This window comes from Pseudomonas sp. RW3S2 (genome assembly GCF_014268955.1).
Taxonomy (GTDB): Bacteria; Pseudomonadota; Gammaproteobacteria; order Pseudomonadales; family Pseudomonadaceae; genus Aquipseudomonas; species Aquipseudomonas wayambapalatensis.
On sequence record NZ_JABWRM010000008.1, the window covers coordinates 242,715 to 262,223 of the forward strand.

Annotated in this window: 19 protein-coding genes and 1 pseudogene; 12 read left to right on the forward strand and 8 right to left on the reverse strand. The window is 63.0% G+C overall.

What is annotated here, in order from left to right:
• Positions 1 to 50 precede the first annotated feature (50 nt).
• A complete protein-coding gene (locus tag HU748_RS14005; RefSeq protein WP_186710869.1) occupies positions 51 to 2,222 on the reverse strand; it encodes a hypothetical protein in 2,172 nt (723 codons plus the stop codon).
• Between the two features lie 195 nt (positions 2,223 to 2,417).
• Between HU748_RS14005 and HU748_RS14010 the strand changes: the two genes are divergently transcribed.
• Positions 2,418 to 3,305 (forward strand): NAD(P)-dependent oxidoreductase, encoded by an 888-nt coding sequence (locus HU748_RS14010; RefSeq protein WP_186710871.1) that lies wholly within the window; start codon positions 2,418 to 2,420, stop codon positions 3,303 to 3,305.
• On the opposite strand, the gene HU748_RS14015 is transcribed toward HU748_RS14010, so the two are convergent.
• Together HU748_RS14015 and rapA are read right to left on the reverse strand one after the other, a co-directional pair.
• Positions 3,205 to 5,469, reverse strand: a complete 2,265-nt coding sequence (locus HU748_RS14015; protein ID WP_186720746.1) for a bifunctional diguanylate cyclase/phosphodiesterase — start codon at positions 5,467 to 5,469, stop codon at positions 3,205 to 3,207. The genes HU748_RS14010 and HU748_RS14015 overlap by 101 nt on opposite strands.
• 249 nt (positions 5,470 to 5,718) lie before the next feature.
• Positions 5,719 to 8,565: an RNA polymerase-associated protein RapA gene (gene rapA, locus HU748_RS14020; protein ID WP_186720748.1), complete on the reverse strand. Its 2,847-nt coding sequence runs from the start codon at positions 8,563 to 8,565 to the stop codon at positions 5,719 to 5,721.
• A gap of 118 nt (positions 8,566 to 8,683) precedes the next feature.
• Between rapA and HU748_RS14025 the strand changes: the two genes are divergently transcribed.
• The 7 genes from HU748_RS14025 to HU748_RS14050 all read left to right on the forward strand — a co-directional run bounded on the left by HU748_RS14025 (position 8,684) and on the right by HU748_RS14050 (position 13,531).
• Positions 8,684 to 9,379 (forward strand): hypothetical protein, encoded by a 696-nt coding sequence (locus HU748_RS14025; protein ID WP_186668441.1) that lies wholly within the window; start codon positions 8,684 to 8,686, stop codon positions 9,377 to 9,379.
• Positions 9,380 to 9,489: 110 nt separating this feature from the next.
• Positions 9,490 to 9,828, forward strand: coding sequence for an aspartate-semialdehyde dehydrogenase (locus HU748_RS14030; RefSeq protein ID WP_186668439.1), 339 nt, complete (start codon positions 9,490 to 9,492; stop codon positions 9,826 to 9,828).
• Between the two features lie 67 nt (positions 9,829 to 9,895).
• Positions 9,896 to 10,057 carry a hypothetical protein gene (locus HU748_RS14035; RefSeq protein WP_186668437.1) on the forward strand — a complete coding sequence of 54 codons (162 nt, stop codon included), beginning with the start codon at positions 9,896 to 9,898 and terminating at the stop codon, positions 10,055 to 10,057.
• Between the two features lie 133 nt (positions 10,058 to 10,190).
• Entirely contained in the window at positions 10,191 to 10,307 is a 117-nt protein-coding gene (ccoM, locus tag HU748_RS26675) for a cytochrome c oxidase subunit CcoM (protein ID WP_054891741.1), read from the forward strand.
• A 161-nt stretch (positions 10,308 to 10,468) separates the two neighbouring features.
• Positions 10,469 to 12,457 (forward strand): FUSC family protein, encoded by a 1,989-nt coding sequence (locus HU748_RS14040; protein WP_186720750.1) that lies wholly within the window; start codon positions 10,469 to 10,471, stop codon positions 12,455 to 12,457.
• A complete protein-coding gene (locus HU748_RS14045) occupies positions 12,444 to 12,650 on the forward strand; it encodes a DUF1656 domain-containing protein (RefSeq protein ID WP_186668433.1) in 207 nt (68 codons plus the stop codon). Before HU748_RS14040 ends, HU748_RS14045 begins: the two co-directional genes overlap by 14 nt.
• 11 nt (positions 12,651 to 12,661) lie before the next feature.
• A complete protein-coding gene (locus tag HU748_RS14050; RefSeq protein ID WP_186668431.1) occupies positions 12,662 to 13,531 on the forward strand; it encodes an HlyD family secretion protein in 870 nt (289 codons plus the stop codon).
• Positions 13,532 to 13,576: 45 nt separating this feature from the next.
• On the opposite strand, the gene HU748_RS14055 is transcribed toward HU748_RS14050, so the two are convergent.
• Complete coding sequence (locus HU748_RS14055; protein WP_186720752.1) at positions 13,577 to 14,305, reverse strand: SDR family oxidoreductase; 729 nt, start codon at positions 14,303 to 14,305, stop codon at positions 13,577 to 13,579.
• Between the two features lie 101 nt (positions 14,306 to 14,406).
• Here HU748_RS14055 and HU748_RS14060 point away from each other — a divergent pair, with 101 nt between their 5' ends.
• A complete protein-coding gene (locus HU748_RS14060) occupies positions 14,407 to 15,195 on the forward strand; it encodes a LysR family transcriptional regulator (protein ID WP_186710881.1) in 789 nt (262 codons plus the stop codon).
• Here the strand turns inward: HU748_RS14060 and HU748_RS14065 are convergent.
• A pseudogene (locus HU748_RS14065) lies at positions 15,192 to 15,442 on the reverse strand (SDR family oxidoreductase); the annotation flags it as partial. The gene HU748_RS14060 and the pseudogene HU748_RS14065 sit on opposite strands and share 4 nt — an antisense overlap.
• Positions 15,443 to 15,459: 17 nt before the next feature.
• Here HU748_RS14065 and HU748_RS26440 point away from each other — a divergent pair.
• Positions 15,460 to 15,582: a hypothetical protein gene (locus HU748_RS26440; RefSeq protein ID WP_346655303.1), complete on the forward strand. Its 123-nt coding sequence runs from the start codon at positions 15,460 to 15,462 to the stop codon at positions 15,580 to 15,582.
• 125 nt (positions 15,583 to 15,707) lie between these two features.
• The gene (locus HU748_RS14070) at positions 15,708 to 16,049 is read left to right on the forward strand and encodes a DUF2025 family protein (protein ID WP_186710888.1); all 342 of its coding nucleotides are present in this window, start codon (positions 15,708 to 15,710) and stop codon (positions 16,047 to 16,049) included.
• Here HU748_RS14070 and HU748_RS14075 read toward each other — a convergent pair.
• The gene (locus tag HU748_RS14075) at positions 16,027 to 17,103 is read right to left on the reverse strand and encodes a diguanylate cyclase (RefSeq protein WP_186720754.1); all 1,077 of its coding nucleotides are present in this window, start codon (positions 17,101 to 17,103) and stop codon (positions 16,027 to 16,029) included. The two genes, HU748_RS14070 and HU748_RS14075, sit on opposite strands and share 23 nt — an antisense overlap.
• Before the next feature lie 128 nt (positions 17,104 to 17,231).
• Between HU748_RS14075 and HU748_RS14080 the strand changes: the two genes are divergently transcribed.
• Positions 17,232 to 18,326 (forward strand): MBL fold metallo-hydrolase, encoded by a 1,095-nt coding sequence (locus tag HU748_RS14080; RefSeq protein WP_186720756.1) that lies wholly within the window; start codon positions 17,232 to 17,234, stop codon positions 18,324 to 18,326.
• A 3-nt stretch (positions 18,327 to 18,329) separates the two neighbouring features.
• On the opposite strand, the gene HU748_RS14085 is transcribed toward HU748_RS14080, so the two are convergent.
• Both HU748_RS14085 and HU748_RS26445 read right to left on the reverse strand, forming a co-directional pair.
• Complete coding sequence (locus HU748_RS14085) at positions 18,330 to 19,223, reverse strand: formate/nitrite transporter family protein (protein WP_186710890.1); 894 nt, start codon at positions 19,221 to 19,223, stop codon at positions 18,330 to 18,332.
• A gap of 93 nt (positions 19,224 to 19,316) precedes the next feature.
• A partial coding sequence (locus HU748_RS26445; RefSeq protein ID WP_238343353.1) for a hypothetical protein occupies positions 19,317 to 19,509 on the reverse strand: 193 nt, incomplete at its 5' end.

The following is a 19,509-nucleotide window of genomic DNA, read 5'->3' on the forward strand; positions in this document are numbered from 1 at the left end:
GCAAGTCGCAGCGGTGAACCGCCACTTCTACAAGAGTCAGATGTCAGACCTCAGTAATCCACCCTACCGGTATGGCTGTTGAGCGAAATCACCCGGGTCTTGCCGATCCGATGCCTGAAGATCTCGCGCAGGTACTTCACCGCTTTCTTCACGCATTCGCGCGACAGGCGGATGTCGTTGATCGAGACGAAGCGGCTCTTGTCGTTGATCAGCTCACGGTACTTCTTCTCGTACATCGGTTTGATCGCATACCAGTTGGTATCGAGGATCTTCGCCGGGTTCTCGAATTCGTTGAGCAGGTCGTCGATACGGTCTTCATCGAAATGCTCGCTGGTGATGAACTCCAGGATGGCGTTGTCCAGCGTGTCGTCGAAACGGTAGGGCGCGCGTGCGAAGCAGCGCTTGATGAAGGCCACGATCAGCGTCAGGAAGTCGTCCGACAGGCAGGGGCTCTTGGCGATCAGAGTGGTCAGCGACAGGTTGGCCGAGGCACCGATTACCAGCGCGTAGCGCTTGAGCGTGGTGTTGGGGAACAGGCTGTTGAGGTGGGTCTTGAGCCGGTTCAGGTCCATGTACGACAGCTTGTAGTCCTTGGGCAGCGATACGATCGATACCACCGACGAGCAGTTCTTGAAGAAATGCAGGTCGTGCAGGGCCGCTGCGTCGAAGCCCGAGGCCTGGTACTGCTCCAGTGCCGCGCGATAGCGACGCGACTCGATGGGCAGCAGGCTGATGCCCTCGATGGCCTGGGTCTGCTTGTTGAAGTGGGGCAGGTCGATGGAGCGCAAGAACAGGTCGTCGATGTCCAGGCGCGGCGATTCGCGTTCGAACACCTTGAACTTGTCCGAGCCCTGCGCGGGCGCCTCCGGCACTACCGATTCGGCATAGGCGATGGCGACCGGGCCCGCGAGGCTCATGAACAGGTCGTTGGCATCCAGGCGGATGGTTTCGCCAATGTCGATGCCGGCACGGCGGAAGTAGTTCTGGTCGTAGTCGGTGGTTACGGCCTGGGCGGTGAGGATGTTGAAAATCTGCTGAGAGATGTACTGGTTGGCATGCTTCTCCATGGCATTGACGTCGATGTTCTGGATCGTGCCGTCATCGCTCTCTTCGGCATAGCGCATGATGTCGTTGGAGATCAGCATCATTGCGTTCCAGGGGCGGATGCGCCCCATCACGCTGGCCTCGCTGCTGTCTTCGTTGTCGAAGTTGTACGAGAAGTCCCATTCTTCGGACAAATACTTGCACAGCAGGCGCCCGGCATTGATGTGCAAGGCTTCGGACATTTCGCTGCGGTGGTCGGAGGCATTGGGCAGTACGCAGATGCCGCTGGTGAAGATCGGCTCGAACACGAACGAATGCCCGCCCTTGCCGTCGTTCTCGTCGGCCGGCTTGGTGTCGAAGGTCTTGTTCATGTACGAGTACTGCTGGGCCAGGCCGAACTCCGAGGCCATCCCTGAGCCGGTACCGCCGCCGGCGCTGAAGATGTAGAAGTACAGGCGCGATTGGTTGGCCTTGATGCCGCAGGAATCGATCAGGTAGGAGTGGATGAGTTTCCAGTCGGCGCTCGAGAAGCGCTGGGTATCCTTGTTGAGGATGATCTTGGCCAGGTACTGGCCGAGGATCGGCGCATTGCCGGCGCCACCGGCGTGCACCTCGGACAGGTCCATGATCTTCATCTTGCTGTAGTCGCGCAGGAAGCCCCCGCGCTCACCCTTGCGCGAAAAGCGGATGCGTCCGGCGATGTCCTTGTCCAGGTCGCCGAGCATCACCAAGGGCTCGACCAGAAATACCGGCTTGGCGCCCTTGTTCTGCACCAGGCGCAGGTTCTGTCGGATCCAGCGTGCAGGGCTGTAGCCGCCTTCGCTTCTGTTGCGGTCTTCGTTGTTGAATTCGTTGAGGAAGAAGGTACGTGCGTTGTACACCAGTTCCGCCACGTCAAGGGCAATGTTCGAACCGCAGCGCCCCAGGCCGATCAGGCATACCGAAGGGAACTGCTGGTCCAGACGCAATTGGCTTTCGTCTTCCGCGTGCAGGCCCTGCGGGAACACCAGGTCACGCAGGCCGTCGAGGTTGTCGAGGATGCGTTGGATATCGTTCTCGGTGAAGTACAGATATTGCGCGGGGACGTTGCGGGTGGCCTGGCCGCCACCGAGGGTCAGCGAGGTGATGCTGGTCGAGGGCTCGGGCACTGCATTGGCAGAAGTATTATTGGAGGTCATAGTGCGCCATTTGCCTGGAGTGGTGGACGGTCGGAAGATATGTCATCTGGCCATTACGTAAATCCGGCGACTGTAGCAGTGCGCCTTTTGCCCATGCGATAGGGGTTTACCCTATGGTCGATAGGGGTTTTACGCTGGCACCTGCACTGCATCGCCCGAGAGCCACGCTTCTTTAATCCTTGCCTGGAGTCATTCATGAGTACTGCATTGCCTTCCCTGGGGTTTGCCGGCATCGGTCTGATGGGGCTGCCGATGTGCCGTCGCCTGCTGGCTGCCGGCTATCCGCTGACCGTGTGGAACCGTAGCCCGCAGAAGTGCGCCGAATTGGTCGCCGCCGGGGCACGTCTGGCCGAGAGCCCGGCAGCGTTGTGCCGTGACACTGAGATCGTGCTGCTGTGCCTGGCCGACACGGGCGTAGTACGTGAGGTGGTGTTCGGCGAGCAAGGCATCGCCCAGGGCGGTCGCAGTGGCCAGTTACTGGTGGATTTCTCCAGCCTTGAGCCAACCGCCACCCGCGAGATGGCCGCGGAACTTGCGGCGTTGTGCGGCATGGCCTGGCTGGACGCACCAGTGTCCGGCGGTACGCCAGGCGCCGAGGCGGGAACCCTGGCGATCATGGTGGGTGGTGACGCTGCAGACCTGGCGCGCGTACGCCCGGTGTTGCTGACCCTCGGCCAGCGCGTGACGCACATGGGGGCGGTTGGCGCCGGCCAGGTGACCAAGGCCTGCAACCAGATGATCGTTGCTTGTAATGCCCTGGTGATTGCCGAAGTGGTGGCCTTGGCCGAACGTTCAGGGGTGGATGCCAGCCTGATCGCCGAAGCACTCTCCGGTGGGTTCGCCGACTCTCGGCCGCTGCAGATCCTCGCGCCGCAGATGGCGCAAAGCTGCTACACCCCGGTCAAATGGCATGTGCGCACCTTGCTCAAGGACCTCGACACTGCGGTGAAGTTTTCCCGCGAGCAGGGTTCGGCAACGCCGATCAGTGGCCTCGCCGCGCAACTGATGCGCCTGCATGGCAGCCAGGGGCATCTGCAAAACGATCCGGCGACCCTTGTAGAGCTGTTCCGCGCTCGGGAGTGAAGTCGCTGTCCAGATTGTCGAGGCGTTCCAGCACTGGCTGCAGGTCGGTCAGCGGGACCGGACGGCTGAGCAGGTAGCCCTGAAGGAAGTCGCAGCCTTGGGCGGCGAGAAACGCGCGTTGTTCGTCGGTCTCCACGCCCTCGGTGACGACCTGCAGGTGCAGGGTATGGGCCATGATGATGATGGCCTGGACGATCTCTCGGTCTTGCTGGCTGCCCGGCACATCCTGGATGAACGAACGGTCGATCTTCAGCACGTCCAGGGGAAGGCGCTTGAGGTAGGCCAGCGATGAATAGCCGGTGCCGAAGTCGTCGATCGACAGGGCCACGCCCTGGGCGCGAATGCGTTTCAGCAGGTTGATGGTGCGGTGGATATCGCCCATCAAGGCGTTTTCGGTGACTTCCAGTTCCAGTTGGCGAGCCGCCACACCGGCCTGGAACAAGGCCATCTCCACCTCGCTGGCCAGTTCCTCGCGCCCCAGCGTCACCGCGGAGCAGTTCACCGTGACCTTCAGATGTCCGTAGCCAAGGCGGTTGAGTTCGGCGAGGTCTTCGCAGGCGCGGCGCAGTACCCACAGGTCGAGTTCGGCGATCAGGCCATTGGCTTCGGCAATTCCGATGAAGCGGTCGGGGCCGAGCAGGCCATGCTGTGGGTGCTGCCAGCGTACCAGGGCTTCCAGCTTGGCGACCCGTGCGCTGTGCAGGTCGAAGATCGGCTGGTAATGCACGCGCAGTCCGCGCTCTTCGAGCAGCGCCACGCGCAGTTCCTCTTCCAGTTGCAACTCGAGCGTGGCGCGGGTCTTCAGGCTGCTGTTGAAGAAATTCAGGTTGTTGCGCCCGCCGCCCTTGGACTGGTACAGCGCCAGGTCGGCATTCTTCAGCAACTCCTCAACGCTGCGCCCGTCTTCGGGAAAGATGCTGATGCCGATGCTGGTGGTCATGACCATGCGTCGCCCGCCCAGGTCGATCGGCTCCTTCATGCGTTGCATGATGCGTTGCGCCAGGTGGCGGGCCTCGTCGCGGTTGTGCAGGCTGGTGACGATGCAGAACTCATCGCCGCCAAAGCGTGCCACCACATCCTGGGAGCGGGTCGCCGCCTTGATGTGCCCGGCGATCACCTTGAGCAGTTCGTCGCCGGCAGCGTGCCCGAGGCTGTCGTTGATGCGTTTGAAGTGGTCGATGTCGAGGAACATCACGGCCAGCATGCCTTCGCTCGCGGTCTGCTCGGCCAGGCGTTCGGCAAAGACCTGGTTGAAGCCGCGGCGATTGACCAGGTTGGTCAGGGCATCGTAGTGGGCGGCCTGTTGCAGCGAAGCCCGGGCCTGATCGAGCTGGCTCAGCAGTATGTTGACCCGACGCAGATCATGTTCCTTGCTTTGCAGTTTCTTGTCGGCCAGGGCCGCGCTGATGCTGCTGCCACTGATCAGCAGGGTGATGAACGCGATGGTCAGCCCCAGCTGCAGGCTGTTGTTGGCTGAGGGCAGTTGCAGGGGCATGTTGTCTGGGATCACCAGCGACAGTGCAGCCATGCCGGTGAAGTGGGTAAGGACGATGCCCGCCGCCATCATCAGGCTGGCGCCGTACTTCATCACCAGGTGCAGGGTCCCGCTGCCACTGCGAAAATGCCGGGCCATCAGCAGCGCCACCAGGCTGGTGACAATGGCGATGCCCAACGAGGTGAGCAGCAGTGGGGTCTGGTAGTACTGCAGGGCGCTGGTCTGCAGCGCGGCCATGCCGACGTAATGCATCACGGTAATGCCGAGGCCGATCGCCAGTGCGGCCTGCAGGTAATGACGCCACTGCATCACCGTGCGATCCAGGCTGTTCATCGCCAGCCACGCGGCGAGCAGGGCGATGATCAGCGAAAGGGCGGTCAGCGGCATGTCGTAGTGCACTTCAAGTGGCGCCTGGAACGCCAGCAGGCTGATGAAGTGCATGGCCCAGATACCGCTGGCCAGGCAGCAGGCACCGAGGATCCGCCATTGGCGACGGGCGTTGCGTTGCTCGCTGTGACTCTGCCGTTCGGCCATGTCCAGGGTGGCGAAGCATGCAGCGCAGGCCACCAGGTAGGCAAGCATGACCAGGAAAGGGTTATGACGGCAGTCGAGGATGATTTGTCCGTTCGCCGGTAGCTCGGCGAACAATTGAAGTCCCAGCCACTCCATTGCCTGTCTCTTCGTCGAGTTTGCACTCGTCTCCTAAAAGCGTGGTGGAGACCGTTGAAACCCGAGTATAGGAAAGGGAAACTAGGCCTTCCTGATTAATGGCAATTTGATCTCTACCATTTGGGCATGGAGTCGATAGCGGAAGGTTATAAAAAGGGGGGGCGACCTGGATTTTGATGTCGTCTCTTTCGCGGGCAAGCCCGCTCCTGCAGGTGCAGGAGCAGGCGAGCGAAAGGGGCCGCAGTTCTATCAGCCGGCCACCAGCACGCGAATCGCTTCCAGACGCAGTGCGGCCTTGTCGAGCATTGCCAGGCCTTCTTCGCGCTGCTTGCGCAGGGCGTCGATCTCGCTGTCACGCACGCTCGGGTTGACGGCCTTGAGCGCCGTCAGGCGCGCCAGCTCTTCGTCGGCTTCAGCCGCCAGGCGGCGCTGCGCGTCGGCGACACGCTCGTCGTGCACTGGCAGTATCTTCGCCTCGCCAGCGGCGATGCGCTTGGCCAATACATCGCGCTGGGCCTGGATGAACTTGTTGGCGCTGGCCTTGGGCACGCTCTCGAGCTGGTCGTTGAGGGTTTCGAAGGCAACCCGCGGCGCCAGGTCGTTGCCGTTGGTATCGAGCAGGCAGCGCAAGGCGGCCGATGGCAGGTAGCGACCCAGTTGCAGGCTGCGTGGCGCCACCACTTCGCTGACATAGAGCAGTTCGAGCAGCACGGTGCCAGGCTTGAGCGCCTTGTTCTTGATCAGCGCCACCGCGGTGTTGCCCATCGAACCGGACAGCACCAGGTCCATGCCGCCCTGGACCATCGGGTGTTCCCAGGTCAGGAACTGCATGTCCTCTCGCGACAGGGCCTGGCCACGGTCGTAGGTGATGGTCACGCCTTCGTCGTCGCCCAGCGGGAAGCTGGCGTCGAGCATTTTCTCGCTGGGCTTGAGTACCAGCGCGTTTTCCGAATGGTCTTCGCTGTCGATGCCGAAGGCGTCGAACAGGGTTTCCATATAGATAGGCAGGGCGAACTGGTCGTCTTGCTCGAGAATCGCCTCGACCAGTGCCTCGCCTTCGCCAGCGCCGCCGGAGTTGAGCTCCAGCAGACGGTCACGGCCGCTGTGCAGCTCGGCCTCCAGGCGCTCGCGCTCGCCGCGGGCCTCGGCAACCAGGGCGCTCCAGGCCGCATTGTCGCCGCCGACCAGTTGCGCCAGCAGGCGTGGGCCGAACTGGTGCTGCAGGGCGTTACCGGTCGGGCAGGTGTTGAGGAAGGCATTCAGGCCTTCGTGGTACCACTGGAACAGGCGCTCTTGCGGGCTGTCCTGCAGGTACGGGATGTGCAGCTGGATCGTGTGTTTCTGACCGATCCGGTCGAGACGGCCGATGCGTTGCTCTAGCAGGTCCGGGTGCGCCGGCAGGTCGAACATCACCAGGTGGTGGGCGAACTGGAAGTTGCGGCCTTCACTGCCGATCTCCGAGCAGATCAGCACCTGCGCGCCAAATTCTTCGTCGGCGAAATAAGCAGCGGCGCGGTCACGCTCGAGGATGCTCATGCCCTCATGGAAAACCGTGGCGGGGATGCCGGAGCGCACGCGCAGAGCGTCTTCCAGGTCCATGGCGGTTTCGGCGTGGGCGCAGATCACCAGCACCTTGGTGCGCTTGAGCATCTTCAGGGTGTCGATCAGCCAGTCGACCCGTGGGTCGAAGCGCCACCAGCGTTCGTCGTCGCTGACTTCACCCTGGGCCTGGAAGGCCACTTCCGGGTACAGCTCGGCACGCTCGCCGGCAGGCAGCGCGCTGTACGGCTCGGGGTTGGCGAGCGGGTAGGGGTGCAGTTGGCGCTCGGGGAAGCCCTGGATCGCGGCGCGGGTGTTGCGGAACAGCACGCGGCCGGTGCCATGGCGGTCGAGCAATTCGCGGATCAGGCGTGCGCTGGCCTGGCTGTCACCATCGCTGACTGCGGCCAGCAGGGCTTCGCCCTCGGCGCCGAGGAAATTGTGAATGGTGGCGTGCGCCTTGGGCGACAGGCGGCCTTCGTCGAGCAGTTCCTGCACGGCTTCGGCTACCGGGCGATAGTGCTCGCTCTCGGCGCGGAACGCGGCCAGGTCGTGGAAACGGTTGGGGTCGAGCAGGCGCAGGCGGGCAAAATGGCTGTCCTGGCCGAGCTGCTCGGGGGTGGCAGTGAGCAGCAGCACGCCAGCAATGACCTGGGCCAGTTGCTCGACCAGCGCGTATTCGGCGCTGGCCTGTTCCTCGTGCCAGACCAGGTGGTGGGCTTCGTCGACCACCATCAGGTCCCAGCCGGCGGCGAACAGTGCGTCCTGGGCCTTTTCATCGTCGACCAGCCATTCCAGCGCCACCAGCGCCAGTTGGGCATCTTCGAACGGGTTGCTGGCATCGCTCTCGATGAAGCGTTCGGCGTCGAACAGTGCCACCTGCAGGTTGAAGCGCCGGCGCATTTCCACCAGCCACTGGTGCTGAAGGTTTTCCGGGACCAGGATCAGCACACGGCTGGCACGGCCCGTCAGCAGTTGGCGGTGGATGACCAGGCCCGCCTCGATGGTCTTGCCCAGGCCCACTTCGTCGGCCAGCAATACCCGCGGGGCGATACGGTCGGCGACTTCACGGGCAATGTGCAACTGGTGGGCGATCGGCTGGGCGCGGCAGCCGCCCAGGCCCCAGAGCGTGGAGAGCATCTGCTTGCTGCTGTGCTGCAGCGTGTTGTAGCGCAGCGAGAACCACGACAGCGGGTCGATCTGCCCGGCGAACAGACGGTCGCTGGCCAGACGGAACTGGATGAAGTTCGACAGTTGCGTCTCAGGCAGGGTACGCGCCTCGTTCTGCCCGTCCAGGCCATGGTAGACCAGCAGGCCGTCGACATCCTCGACCTCGCGCACGGTCAGCTTCCAGCCATCGAAGTGAGTGATCTGGTCTCCCGGCGAGAAGCGCACGCGGGTCAGCGGCGCGTTGCGTAGCGAGTACTGGCGGGTATCGCCAGTGGCCGGATAGAGCACGGTCAGCAGGCGGCCATCCTGCGCCAGGATGGTTCCCAGGCCGAGCTCGGCTTCGCTGTCGCTGATCCAGCGTTGCCCCGGTTGATACTGCTGCGCCATACTGCCTGAACTCCCGCGATGAAAAAGCGCACTATCTTAACGGATAGGCCCGGCGGACCAAAGCGTTCAGCCACTTCATCGACGAATACCCTTTAGTCAACGAGGGCCTCGCGCCAACATGCCTGTCACGCACCGCTGGTTGAACCTCTCCCTGGCCGTGGGTAGCGTGGCGCTGCTCGCGGCCTGTGACCAGAAGAAGTTCGAGATCCTCGCGCCGATCCCGGTCGAGCAACTGGAAGTCCTGGGCGTGCAGACACCGCTCAAGAGCGTGCATTTCCACGACCGCGAGGGCGAAGGCCTGCTGGTGCTCAGCCGTGTCGACGGCCAGGCGACCGATGCCGAGAGCGAACAGGAAGTCGACAAGGTCGTGCTCAAGGCCACGCTCTATGGGCGTGCGAGCGAAAGCGAGGCGTTCAAGCCACGCTGGCAGATCGACCAGGAAACGACCTGTCCCGGGCTGGACCTGGATGTCGATTTCTATACCGATGTCAGCGACGTCACCGACCTGAACAAGGATGGTGTCGCCGAAGTCACCGTGGCCAGCCACGCCTTCTGCGGCGGCGGCATCGACCCGCACGACATCAGCATCGAAATGCGCGAAGGCCAGGCGATCTACAGCATCAGTGGCCAGTCGCAGATCAGCCCGGCGGGCGAGGAGCCCATCGGCGGCGAGCGCGAGGACAGTGCGTCGCTCAAGAGTGCGCCACAGGTGCTGCGCGAGCACATGGACGCGGTCTGGCAGCAGGTCTACAAGAGGCCCTGGAGCGAGACCAGCCAGCCCGCGGACGACGATCCCGACGACGAAGGCGAGTGATCGCGGTCTATACTTTGCAAACGGTATTGTGACCAGCCGCACAAACCCTTGCCCATGTGCTCAAGGCGCACCGTGACTGGCCGACACAGTGGCTACAGGAGAACCGACTCATGCTGCCGCCGATCATCCCGCTCAGTGCCGTGCCCGTGACCTCGCAACAAGACCCCGTCAAGCAGACCCCCAATATTCCTCCGGTGGTTCCGGCCCAGCCTGCCTCCAGTGATGGCACCATCGACCTCAAGCAGCAGCGCGACCCGCAGGATGAGGCCTATCGGCTGCGCGAAGAGCAGCGCCGCCAGCAGCAACGTCGCCAGCAACGCCGACAGGACGAGCAGGAAGAGCTCTACAGCGCCATGCCTGGCGATGAACTCAATGCCGACAACACCGTGCCGGTGGCGCCGCTGGGTGAGCGGCCGCGCCAGGGGCTGCTGGTGGATATCGAAGTCTGAGGCGGGGCTGTTCAGCGTCGCCATCAGGCTTCATCATGGGCGTATCCGCTGTCAGTCGAGCCCGCCCATGAGCCAAGACAACCTGATCGACTTCGGCGCCGAGCGCGCCAAACGTATCCACGACATCAAGGACAAGCGCCTGGATGAAATGCGCCAGGCCTTCGAGCAGGCCATGCCGTTGGCGAAAAGCAAGAAGAAGAAAAGCAAAAGCAAGCCCAAGAAACGCTGAAAACTGATGCAGGTCAAACCTGCGCCCCCTCTTGTGCCCGGTCCCGGGCCCTATTGACCCTGGTCAATTTCTCCTCCCCGCATATTCGTTACCTTGCACACATCGGACAACGGCAACGAATCGGGAGGCCGACATGTTCTTCGACAACGTGGTGATCGCCGGTGTGGTGACAGTCGGGTTGATGTTGACGTTCTTTGCCGGTCTGGGACTTTTCATCTGGAAGGATGCGAACAAGCGCAAATCGCGCTGATTCTTCCGGGTATACGAGCACGCAAGGCATTTAGGGCGACTTCGGTCGCCTATTTTTTTGCCTTTTTAAAAGATGATTAGCTAGCTAATTAGTTGATTGCATTTTATTCTTCCATCCGTTGTCTATCTTTCTACTCAATATCCCCCTGCAAGGTCCGCTTCGTGCCCATCACCCTCCAGGCCCTGTTCGCACCCACCAGCCCTGCTCTGAAGTTCGCCATCAAGACCCTGCTGGGCGGTGGACTGGCGCTGTGGCTGGCGCTGCGCTGGGGGTTGGAGCAACCCGCCTGGGCCTTGATGACTGCGTTCATCGTCGCCCAGCCGCTGTCGGGCATGGTGGTGCAGAAGGGCCTGGCGCGACTGGCCGGCACCTTGGTCGGTACGTTCATGTCGGTGGTGTTCATTGGCCTGTTCGCCCAGACCCCGTGGTTGTTCCTGCTGACCCTGGCCTTGTGGCTGGCCCTCTGTACCGCCGCTTCAACCCAATTGCGCAGTGCCTGGGCTTATGCCTTCGTGCTGGCCGGCTATACCGCAGCGATCATCGCGTTGCCGGCAATCGACCATCCCTTGCAGGTGTTCGACCAAGCGGTGGCGCGCTGCACCGAAATCTGCCTGGGCATCGTTTGCGCCACGGCCACCAGCGCGCTGATCTGGCCCATGCGCGTCGAGCAGCAACTCGGCGGCCAGGCGAGGCAGGCCTGGCAGAACGGCATGCAGACCGCCAGCGCCATGCTCGGCGGCGAAGACGAAGCGCGCCAGGGCTTGCTGGATATCCTTGGACGCATCGTCGCCATCGACGCTCAGCGTGAACATGCCTGGTTCGAAGGCAGTCGTGGTCGCCAGCGGGCCCGGGCGATCCGTGGCCTGAGCCAGAAGCTGATGGTGCTGCTGCGCATCTCGCGTTCGGTGCGTCGTCAGTGGCGTCAGCTTGACGAACATCAAGCGGCGCACCTGGCGCCTTGGCTCGAGGAGGTTCGGACCCAGTTGGCCAGCCCCGACCAACCCAGCCTTCTGTTGTTGCGCCAGCGCGTCTGGGACGCTGCTCACGATGAACAGATCAGCCCCGCCGAGCATTTCTGCCTGGCGCGCCTGGCCTTGCTGCTGGATTTCGCTATGGCCGCCACCCAGGCGTTGCTCGATGTGGAGCAGGGGCGAACGCCCAAGGATGTATCGCTGGGACTGGCGGCGCATCGCGACTTGCCGCTGGCGCTGCTATTCGGCTCGCGCAGTGCGTTGGCGTTTCTGGTCATGAGCAGTTTCTGGCTGGCCACGGCCTGGCCCTCGGCCCCTGGAGGCCTGGTGCTGACCTGCGTGGTCTGCAGCCTGTTCGCCAGCCGCGAGAACGGCGCACAGATCGGCTTGAGCTTTTTGCGTGGCATCTTGCTGGCGATTCCGGCGGCGTTTTTCGTCGGGCAGATCCTGTTGCCGCAATGGAGCAGTTTCGCCTTGCTGTGTCTTGGCATGGGCGTGCCGCTGTTCTTCGGTGCGCTGGGCATGGCCCATCCGCGCACGGGGCCGACGGCGACCTCTTACTGCCTGCATTTCATCGTGCTGGTGGCACCCCTCAACGCCATGCACTTCGACGTGGCCAGCATGCTCAACAGCGCCCAGGCCATGCTCATCGGTGTGGGGGCGGCGGTACTGGCGTTTCGCTTGGTCGTGCTGCGTAATCCGAAGTGGCTGGGGCGGCGCTTGAGGGCCGCCACCCAGAGCGACCTGGTTCGCCTGACCCATCGCGACCTGCGGGGTGCTGACAGTTGGTTCGGTGGACGCATGGCCGATCGCCTGATGCAGTTGGCCCGTCATGCCAGCGAGTTGCCCGAGGCCGAGCGCAAGCGTTGGGACGATGGCCTGCATGGCTTGGACATCGGTGACGAGCTGGTGCACCTGCGCATGTGCCTGGCGGTAGCCCAGGTGCCGCTGGCCGGTGCCGAGCGCCAGTATCTGCAGCAACTGGAGGCGGTTCTGGCCAGTGGCCCTGCGCCTGGGCGCGGCCAGCGTCTGGATGCCGCCAGCGAACAGTTCATCGAGGCCCTGCGCCGCCAGCCGTCGAGCGACCCGCTGCGCCTGGCCATCGGCGCGGTCCTGCAATTGCAGAAGAGCTGGGGCAAGTGGTGCCGTTGGCAGGAGGAAGTCCATGGGGTTGCGTGAGTGGGCGCTGGGCGGCGTATTGCTCAGCCCGTTTCTGATCTATGTGCTGATGGCGTTGGCGCTTACCGGCCTGTTGCGCCTGGTGGTGCAGGCGACGCCGCTAGGGCGCTGGATCTGGCATGAAGCGCTGTTCGATGCGGCGTTGTTCGTCTGTGTGCTGTCGTTGGTGGTACATCTGTTGGGACCTTTGTAAGGAGTCAGTCCATGCGTACAGCGGTACGTACCCTGGTCACCCTGTGCGTGGTGGCCATTGCCGTGTTTGCCGGGTATCACCTCTGGCAGTACTACATGCTCACCCCCTGGACCCGCGATGCGCGGGTGCGGGCCGATGTGGTGGTGATCGCCCCGGACGTGTCCGGCTGGGTGCGCGAACTGCGGGTACACGACAACCAGCCGGTGAAGGCCGGCGATGTGTTGATGACCATCGACCACGAGCGCTTCCAGGCCGCTTTCGACCAGGCCAGTGCCGTGGCTGAAACCCGCACCCAGCAGTTGCGCCTGCGTGAGCGCGAAGCGGCCCGACGCACGGCCCTGGGTCCGGAGGCGATCAGCGCCGAGCTGCGCGAGAACGCCCAGATCAACGCCGCAATCGCCCGTGGTGAACTGCACGAGGCGCAAGCGCAACTGCAAGTGGCGAAGATCAACCTGGCCCGCAGTGAAGTGCGCGCGCCGCGCAGCGGCCACATCACCAACCTGCGGCTGGCCCAGGGCAACTATGTCAATACCGGGCAATCGGTAATGGCGCTGGTGGACGAGTCGACCTTCTATATCCAGGCCTATTTCGAGGAAACCAAGCTGCCGCGCATACGTGTCGGCGATCCGGTGAAGGTCTGGTTGATGGGCGCAGGTGAGGCCATGCATGGGCATGTGGAGAGCATCAGCCGGGGCATCACCGACCGCAACTCGACGCCGGATGGACAGTTGTTGCCGGAGGTGGAACCGACCTTCAACTGGGTGAGGCTGGCGCAACGGATCCCGGTGCGAATCAGGCTGGACGAGATTCCTGCAGGGGTGAACCTCAGTGCCGGGATGACGGCGAGTGTGCAGGTGCGGGAGGATGAGGTGCAGCGCTGAACAAGCCCCCACAGGCACCCGGGTACCTGTGGGAGTGTTTGCCGATCAGGGTTGCTGGGCAGTGGCCGCCAGGACGATCTCGCGGATGCACACATACTGCGGCTGCTGGTACGCCCAGACGATCGCGCCGGCCACATCCTCGGCCTTGAGCACTACACCGCCCATGTCATTGGCTTTCCACGACTCGTAGTCGCGCTTGATGCCCTCGTCGGTGGTGTGGCCGAGCAGCTCGGTCTCGACCGCGCCCGGCGCGATGGTGACGACACGCACGTTGTGTGGCGCCAGCTCTTCGCGCAGGTTTTCCGACAGGCCATGCACGGCGAACTTGGTGCCGACGTAGGCGACATGGTTGGGGAAGGTCTTGCGCCCGGCGACGGAGCTGACGTTGATCAGGGTGCCGGCGCGACGCGCGACCATGCCGCTGGCCAGGGCATGCACGCCGTTTAGCAGGCCCTTGACGTTGATGTCGATCATCCGGTCCCACTGCTCGGGATCCTGCTCGTGCACCTGGCCCAGCAGCATCACGCCGGCATTGTTCACCAGCGCGTCGGCCGGGCCGTACAAGGCTTCGGCTTCGTTCACGGCCGCGACCAGCGCAGCACGGTCGCGAATGTCCACGGCGCGGCACAGGCAGTTGGGCAAGGCCAATGCTTCGAGACGTTCCAGGCGACGAGCGATCAGCAGCAGCGGGTGGCCTGCGGCCGAAAATTGCTGAGCCGTGGCGGCGCCGATACCGGAGCTGGCGCCGGTGATGATGATCAGAGGTTTGTTCATGAGCGCCTCCTAGGCATAATCGTTTTCGATGGCCAGGATTGTAGGCGTCGATCCAGGCCATGAAAAACGGCTTATTCCTCTGGCTGGTATCGGTTCTATCTATGGATATTCGTCATCTCAAGGCGTTCATCGCCGTGTTCGAAGAACGCAACATCACCTTGGCCGCCCAGCGCCTGTGCGTGGCCCAGCCGACATTGTCGGTGACCATACGGCAACTCGAAGACGACCTCGGCGTCAGTCTGTTCCTGCGCCAGGCCCGCGGGGTGGACGTCAGCGAGCAGGCGCGGGCGCTGTATCCCCAGGCGTGCCGCATGGTCGCGGAAGCCGAGGCGCTGCGCCTGCGCTTTCGCCAGGAGCAGGAGCGTGTCCCGCTCGCGCTGGGTATCGAGGCCGATATTGCTCCGGCCCAGGTCGAAGCATGCGTGCGTCTTGCGGCTCAGGCCGTGCCCGGGCTGCAATTGACGTTGCTGGACGGTTGCGAGGGCGATGCGCGGCTGGCCGATGAAGCCGAGCGCTGTGAGGATGAGCTCTTCCTGGCGCTGTGGGAAGAGTCGTTTGTCCTGGTCATGGCCACCGGCAGCCAGGCCGACGGTCGCTGGATCACCTGCCCGCAGCACCCTTCGCACCAGCGCCTGATGGGGCTGTATGGCGAGGGTGAGCAGGTGGCACAGGCCGGATCGTTGCAGCTGGCGTTGGCGCTGGTCGCCGCCGGAATGGGCGCGGCCTGGTTGCCACAGTCGTTGGTCGAGCGCCACCCGGGGGTCTACTGGCAACCAGGGCCCGGCCCGGCGCTGCGGCGTCGGGTCGGGTTGTGCTACGCCGCCCAGGCTTTGGCCATTCCTGCCTTGGCCAGCTTGCAGCAGGTGCTGAGCGGCAGCAGCCTGGGTTAGAGGAGCATGCCGTCGGAGACTTCCAGGCGCTGCCCGGTTATCCAGCCATTACCGTCCTCAAGCAGCAGAGCGATGGCTGCGCCGATATCGTCGGGCAGGCCGGCGCCGCCCAGGGCAGTATTGCTGGCCACGAAGGCGTTGACCTGCGGATTGTCACGTATGGTGCCACCAAAATCGGTCTCGATGGCGCCCGGATGCCGCGCTAGACACCCAACTCCTTGGCCTGGTAGCGGGTGAGCACCTCCATGTCGGCGGGCCCGGGCCATGCCAGTGACGATGCTGTACCTGCGCCAGCGGCATGTTCCGCGCCGCGTACAGGCGTTCATGGGATGGATGGAGGCGCTGTTGACCGATCAGCTCGATCCGGCGGTATCCGGCGCTCGCTGAAAAACCTTGGCGAAGGCGGCGCAGGTTGCGTTAGTCTGCGCAACAAACGATCTGCGCGTTGCCCGACAGAGGCAACCGTTCCCGCCCGGCGTGCGTTCCTTCCGATTTCATTGCGAGGTAGCGTCATGGCCATTACATCCCAGGATATCTGCACAGCTGCCGAGCAGCTCAACGGCTTCGTCGGTTTTCATGGCAAGCGTGGCACGCATATCGTGCGCTTTTCCGAGGACGCATTCGGTATGGATGTCGCGGATGCGAGCATTACACCCTGCAGCGAGTTCGTCTGGCGTCCCGAGTCGGGGCAGCGCATGGCGCTCTGCCGTGAGCGCCTGGCACTGTTGGTGCAGCAGCATGTGGACGATCGTCTGAACATTGGCGAGCCGCTGCGGATCTATCTGCGCCGCATCGACCTGCCGGAGATTGTCGCCGAGCGTAGCCTGCGGTTCAGTCGGGGTAGGCCAGCTTGAGAGGGCCAGCCTCGCTGCGAGCGACGTTGACCTGGTTGCGACCTTGATGCTTGGCGGTATAGAGCGCCTTGTCGGCGTCTTCAAGCCACTGCTCGGGCGTCTTCAGCCCAGGATGATAGGCCGAGAGGCCTATGCTCAGGCTGATGCGCAATTCCGGCAGTTGTGGGTTGCGATAGGCGCCGACCTGTTCACGCAGGCGCTCCATCGCAACACCGGCCTGGATCTGGTCGGTGGCAGGCAGGATCAGGCAGAACTCGTCACCGCCGTAGCGCCCGGCCAGGTCATCTTCGCGCAGGATGCGCTTGAGCTCATGGCTCAGTTTGCGCAGCACGCAATCACCGACCACGTGGCCGAAGGTGTCGTTGATGGTCTTGAAATGGTCGATATCGATCAGGGCGATGACGGCCGGTGCTTGCTGTTGCTGGCAGATCTGGAACCTCAGCAGCAGCAAGTCTTTCCATGAGCCGTGGTTGAGCAGCCCGGTGAGGCTGTCGGTGCGGCTCAGGGCGCTCAGTCGACGCTTGTGGTCGGCCAGCTTGATCGCCAACTGGTAGCAGACCCATCCGAGCGCCAGCGGGTAGAGCGTCAGCATTGGCAGGCAGGCATAGACCTGCAATGTCGTGGCTTGCAGTTGCAGGCCGGGGCCGAACAGCGCCATGGCCAGCAGCATGCCTGCCAGTTGCGCCAGCAACCCGCGCAGCACCAGGCGCTTGCCGCCTGCGGCGACGTTGTTCATGGTCATCATCGACAGGATGGTCACGGTCGGCAACGGATTGAAATGAATGGCCGCGGCCCAGAAGCCGCCGCTCAACGAATCGAGCAACAGGTTGCGCTGTTCGGCGCGGTAGGGCGCAGGGGAGCGGATCGCCCATTGATAAGCCAGGTGGGGCCAGGCCAGACCGTTGAGCAGCATCAGCAGCCACGCCCAGGTGGGCGGGTGCAGCGGGGCAAGTGCCGCCATGACGCTGAACAGGCCGATGCCCATGCCGATGGTGCGCGGCAGGTAGATGCGTCTGACGAATGAGAGCCCCTTGCCGCTTCTGTTGTCGATCATGTCTATCGTTCTTTTTCTGCAGAAGCCGTTTATCGCATAAGTTGCATGAATATTGTTGAACAATGATTCATGGCGGAAAAATGACCTTACAAGCCAATTCACGGTTGATCCGATCATTGTGAGGTAGCATCAAGCCTATCTTCCTCCTCGGAGTGCTCCTGCTGATGGCCCCCATGGCTTCCCTCGCCGGCGAGCCGGCACCTTACAGAGATGGGCGTTTCCACAATCAGGCCGAGCTGCCCAAGGATGGCGTGCTCAAGAAGTTGCGCATCGGTCTCAAGTACCTGCTGCTGCGCAAGCCTCCCGAAACACGACCTGCCACTCCCCCGAGCCTGCAGCCGATGACCCGCCAGCAGGTACTCGATGCTCCCGACCACAGTCTCTGGCGTCTGGGGCACTCCACTGTACTGCTGAAACTGCGTGGACATTTCTTTATTACAGACCCGGTGTTTGCCGATCGCGCCTCGCCGGTGCAATGGGCCGGCCCGCTGCGCTTCCACGCTTCGCCGCTGGCGATCGACCAGTTGCCGCCGCTGGCTGCAGTCATTCTGTCCCACGATCACTTCGATCATCTCGATGAGTCGGCCATACGTCAGTTGGCGCCAAGCACCGGCCAGTTTCTTGCGCCGCTGGGCGTGGGCGACCGTTTGGTCGAGTGGGGCGTGCCGAGCGACAAGGTGCGTCAACTGGATTGGTGGCAGGAAACCGAAGTCGCAGGCGTGCGTTTCGTCGCCACACCGGCGCAGCACTTTTCTGGGCGCGGCCTGTTCGACAGCAACAGCACCTTGTGGGCGTCGTGGGTGGTGATCGATGAAGGGCTGCGACTGTTCTTCAGTGGAGATACTGGATATTTCGAGGGCTTTCGTGAAATCGGCGAGCGCTTCGGACCCTTCGATCTGACATTGATGGAGACCGGCGCCTACAACCTGGCCTGGCCCAATGTGCATATGCAGCCTGAGCAGAGTCTGCAGGCACACCTCGATCTGCGCGGGCGCTGGATGTTGCCGATCCACAATGGAACCTTCGATCTGTCCCTGCACAGCTGGCAGGAGCCGTTCGAGCGCATCGTCGCGCTCGCCGCGCAGGCCCAGGTTCCGTTGAGCACGCCACAGATGGGCGAGCGCGTCAGTCTCGATTCGCCCCATGTCGGGCAGAACTGGTGGCAGCCCAGGCCTTTGCGTCAGCGAGGCGACAGCACTGAGCGTGCAGTGGCGGTGCGCTGAGTATCAGCTTTCACGGCCCTTCTTTATTGGCGACTCTTGTTCATCATCCAGCAGCTTCGACGGCGGCTTGCCGCTGTCGCTGCGTACCTGGGCGTGGCTGATGAGGGCGAAGATGAAGCTACCACCGATGATGTTGCCGGCCAGGGTCGGCAGGGCGAACTCCAGCCAGAAGCTGCGCCAGGTCTGCTCTCCGGCCCAGACCAGATAAGACACTTCTACCGAGCCGACGACGATATGGGTGAAGTCGCCCAGGGCCATCAAGTAGGTGATCATCAGGATGATCCAGATCTTGGCGTTCTCCATGGACGGGATCATCCAGACCATGGTCGCGATCATCCAGCCCGAGACGATGCCCTTGGCGAACATCTGGCTCGGATCGTTGTGCATCACCTTGCGCCCGATTTCGAGGAAGGCCACATCGGTCTTGCTGTCGAAGATCGGCAGCTCGAGCATCACCCAGGCCACCAGCAAGGTGCCGGCGAGATTGCCCACCAGCACCACGGTCCACAGGCGTAGCAGGCGACCGAGGTTGGCGAGCGTAGGGGAGGTCATTACCGGTAGCACGGCGGTCAGGGTGTTTTCGGTGAACAACTGCTGTCGAGCGAGAATCACGGCAAGAAAACCAGCGGCGTAGCCGAGGCTGGCGATCACCTGACTGCTGTCGTTGTCTGGCAGGCGTGCATAGAACAGCCCCATGGCCATCAGCGACAGGCCCATGGTCAGGCCGGCAGCCAGTGCCGACCACCACAGGGCCGCGAGAGTGCGCTCCAGTTCCTGATCGCCCTGGGCGCGGATGATCTCGTGCAGTACTGCCGCGCGGGGTGGCTGGTTATGGCTGACTTCCTGCTCTTCATCTGCCGACAGGCCTGGTGTTTTCTCGTTCTGCGCTTTGCTCATCGTGGTGCGCTCCAGGGGGTGTTTCTCTACAGATCGATTGCGCTCGGATTAGTTGCCAGTGAGCTCATGGAGGCGGATAAAAGTTTTTTTGGATCAAAGTGTTGACTGTGATTTCAAACCACGTATTATTCGCCTCCTCGCAGCGATGAACGCAGCGGGGGCAGTCGGTAAGTCGTTGACGTTGAAGGCTTTTGAAAGAAAGCGGTTTGGAAAAACTTCAAAATAAACGCTTGACAGGCAATGAGGAAAGCGTAGAATGCGCGCCTCGGTTGAGACGAAAAGCTCT

Bases quoted from the DNA above. Each gene is read 5' to 3' on its own strand.
- HU748_RS14025 (WP_186668441.1), top strand. From the start codon at position 8,684: ATGCCTGTCACGCACCGCTGGTTGAACCTCTCCCTGGCCGTGGGTAGC.
- ccoM (WP_054891741.1), top strand. From the start codon at position 10,191: ATGTTCTTCGACAACGTGGTGATCGCCGGTGTGGTGACAGTCGGGTTG.
- HU748_RS14085 (WP_186710890.1), bottom strand. From the start codon at position 19,223: ATGAGCAAAGCGCAGAACGAGAAAACACCAGGCCTGTCGGCAGATGAA.
- HU748_RS14035 (WP_186668437.1), top strand. From the start codon at position 9,896: ATGAGCCAAGACAACCTGATCGACTTCGGCGCCGAGCGCGCCAAACGT.
- HU748_RS14060 (WP_186710881.1), top strand. From the start codon at position 14,407: ATGGATATTCGTCATCTCAAGGCGTTCATCGCCGTGTTCGAAGAACGC.
- HU748_RS26440 (WP_346655303.1), top strand. From the start codon at position 15,460: ATGCCAGTGACGATGCTGTACCTGCGCCAGCGGCATGTTCCGCGCCGC.
- HU748_RS14015 (WP_186720746.1), bottom strand. From the start codon at position 5,469: ATGGAGTGGCTGGGACTTCAATTGTTCGCCGAGCTACCGGCGAACGGA.
- HU748_RS14045 (WP_186668433.1), top strand. From the start codon at position 12,444: ATGGGGTTGCGTGAGTGGGCGCTGGGCGGCGTATTGCTCAGCCCGTTT.
- HU748_RS14075 (WP_186720754.1), bottom strand. From the start codon at position 17,103: ATGATCGACAACAGAAGCGGCAAGGGGCTCTCATTCGTCAGACGCATC.
- HU748_RS14010 (WP_186710871.1), top strand. From the start codon at position 2,418: ATGAGTACTGCATTGCCTTCCCTGGGGTTTGCCGGCATCGGTCTGATG.
- HU748_RS14050 (WP_186668431.1), top strand. From the start codon at position 12,662: ATGCGTACAGCGGTACGTACCCTGGTCACCCTGTGCGTGGTGGCCATT.
- HU748_RS14005 (WP_186710869.1), bottom strand. From the start codon at position 2,222: ATGACCTCCAATAATACTTCTGCCAATGCAGTGCCCGAGCCCTCGACC.
- HU748_RS14030 (WP_186668439.1), top strand. From the start codon at position 9,490: ATGCTGCCGCCGATCATCCCGCTCAGTGCCGTGCCCGTGACCTCGCAA.
- HU748_RS14055 (WP_186720752.1), bottom strand. From the start codon at position 14,305: ATGAACAAACCTCTGATCATCATCACCGGCGCCAGCTCCGGTATCGGC.
- rapA (WP_186720748.1), bottom strand. From the start codon at position 8,565: ATGGCGCAGCAGTATCAACCGGGGCAACGCTGGATCAGCGACAGCGAA.
- HU748_RS14070 (WP_186710888.1), top strand. From the start codon at position 15,708: ATGGCCATTACATCCCAGGATATCTGCACAGCTGCCGAGCAGCTCAAC.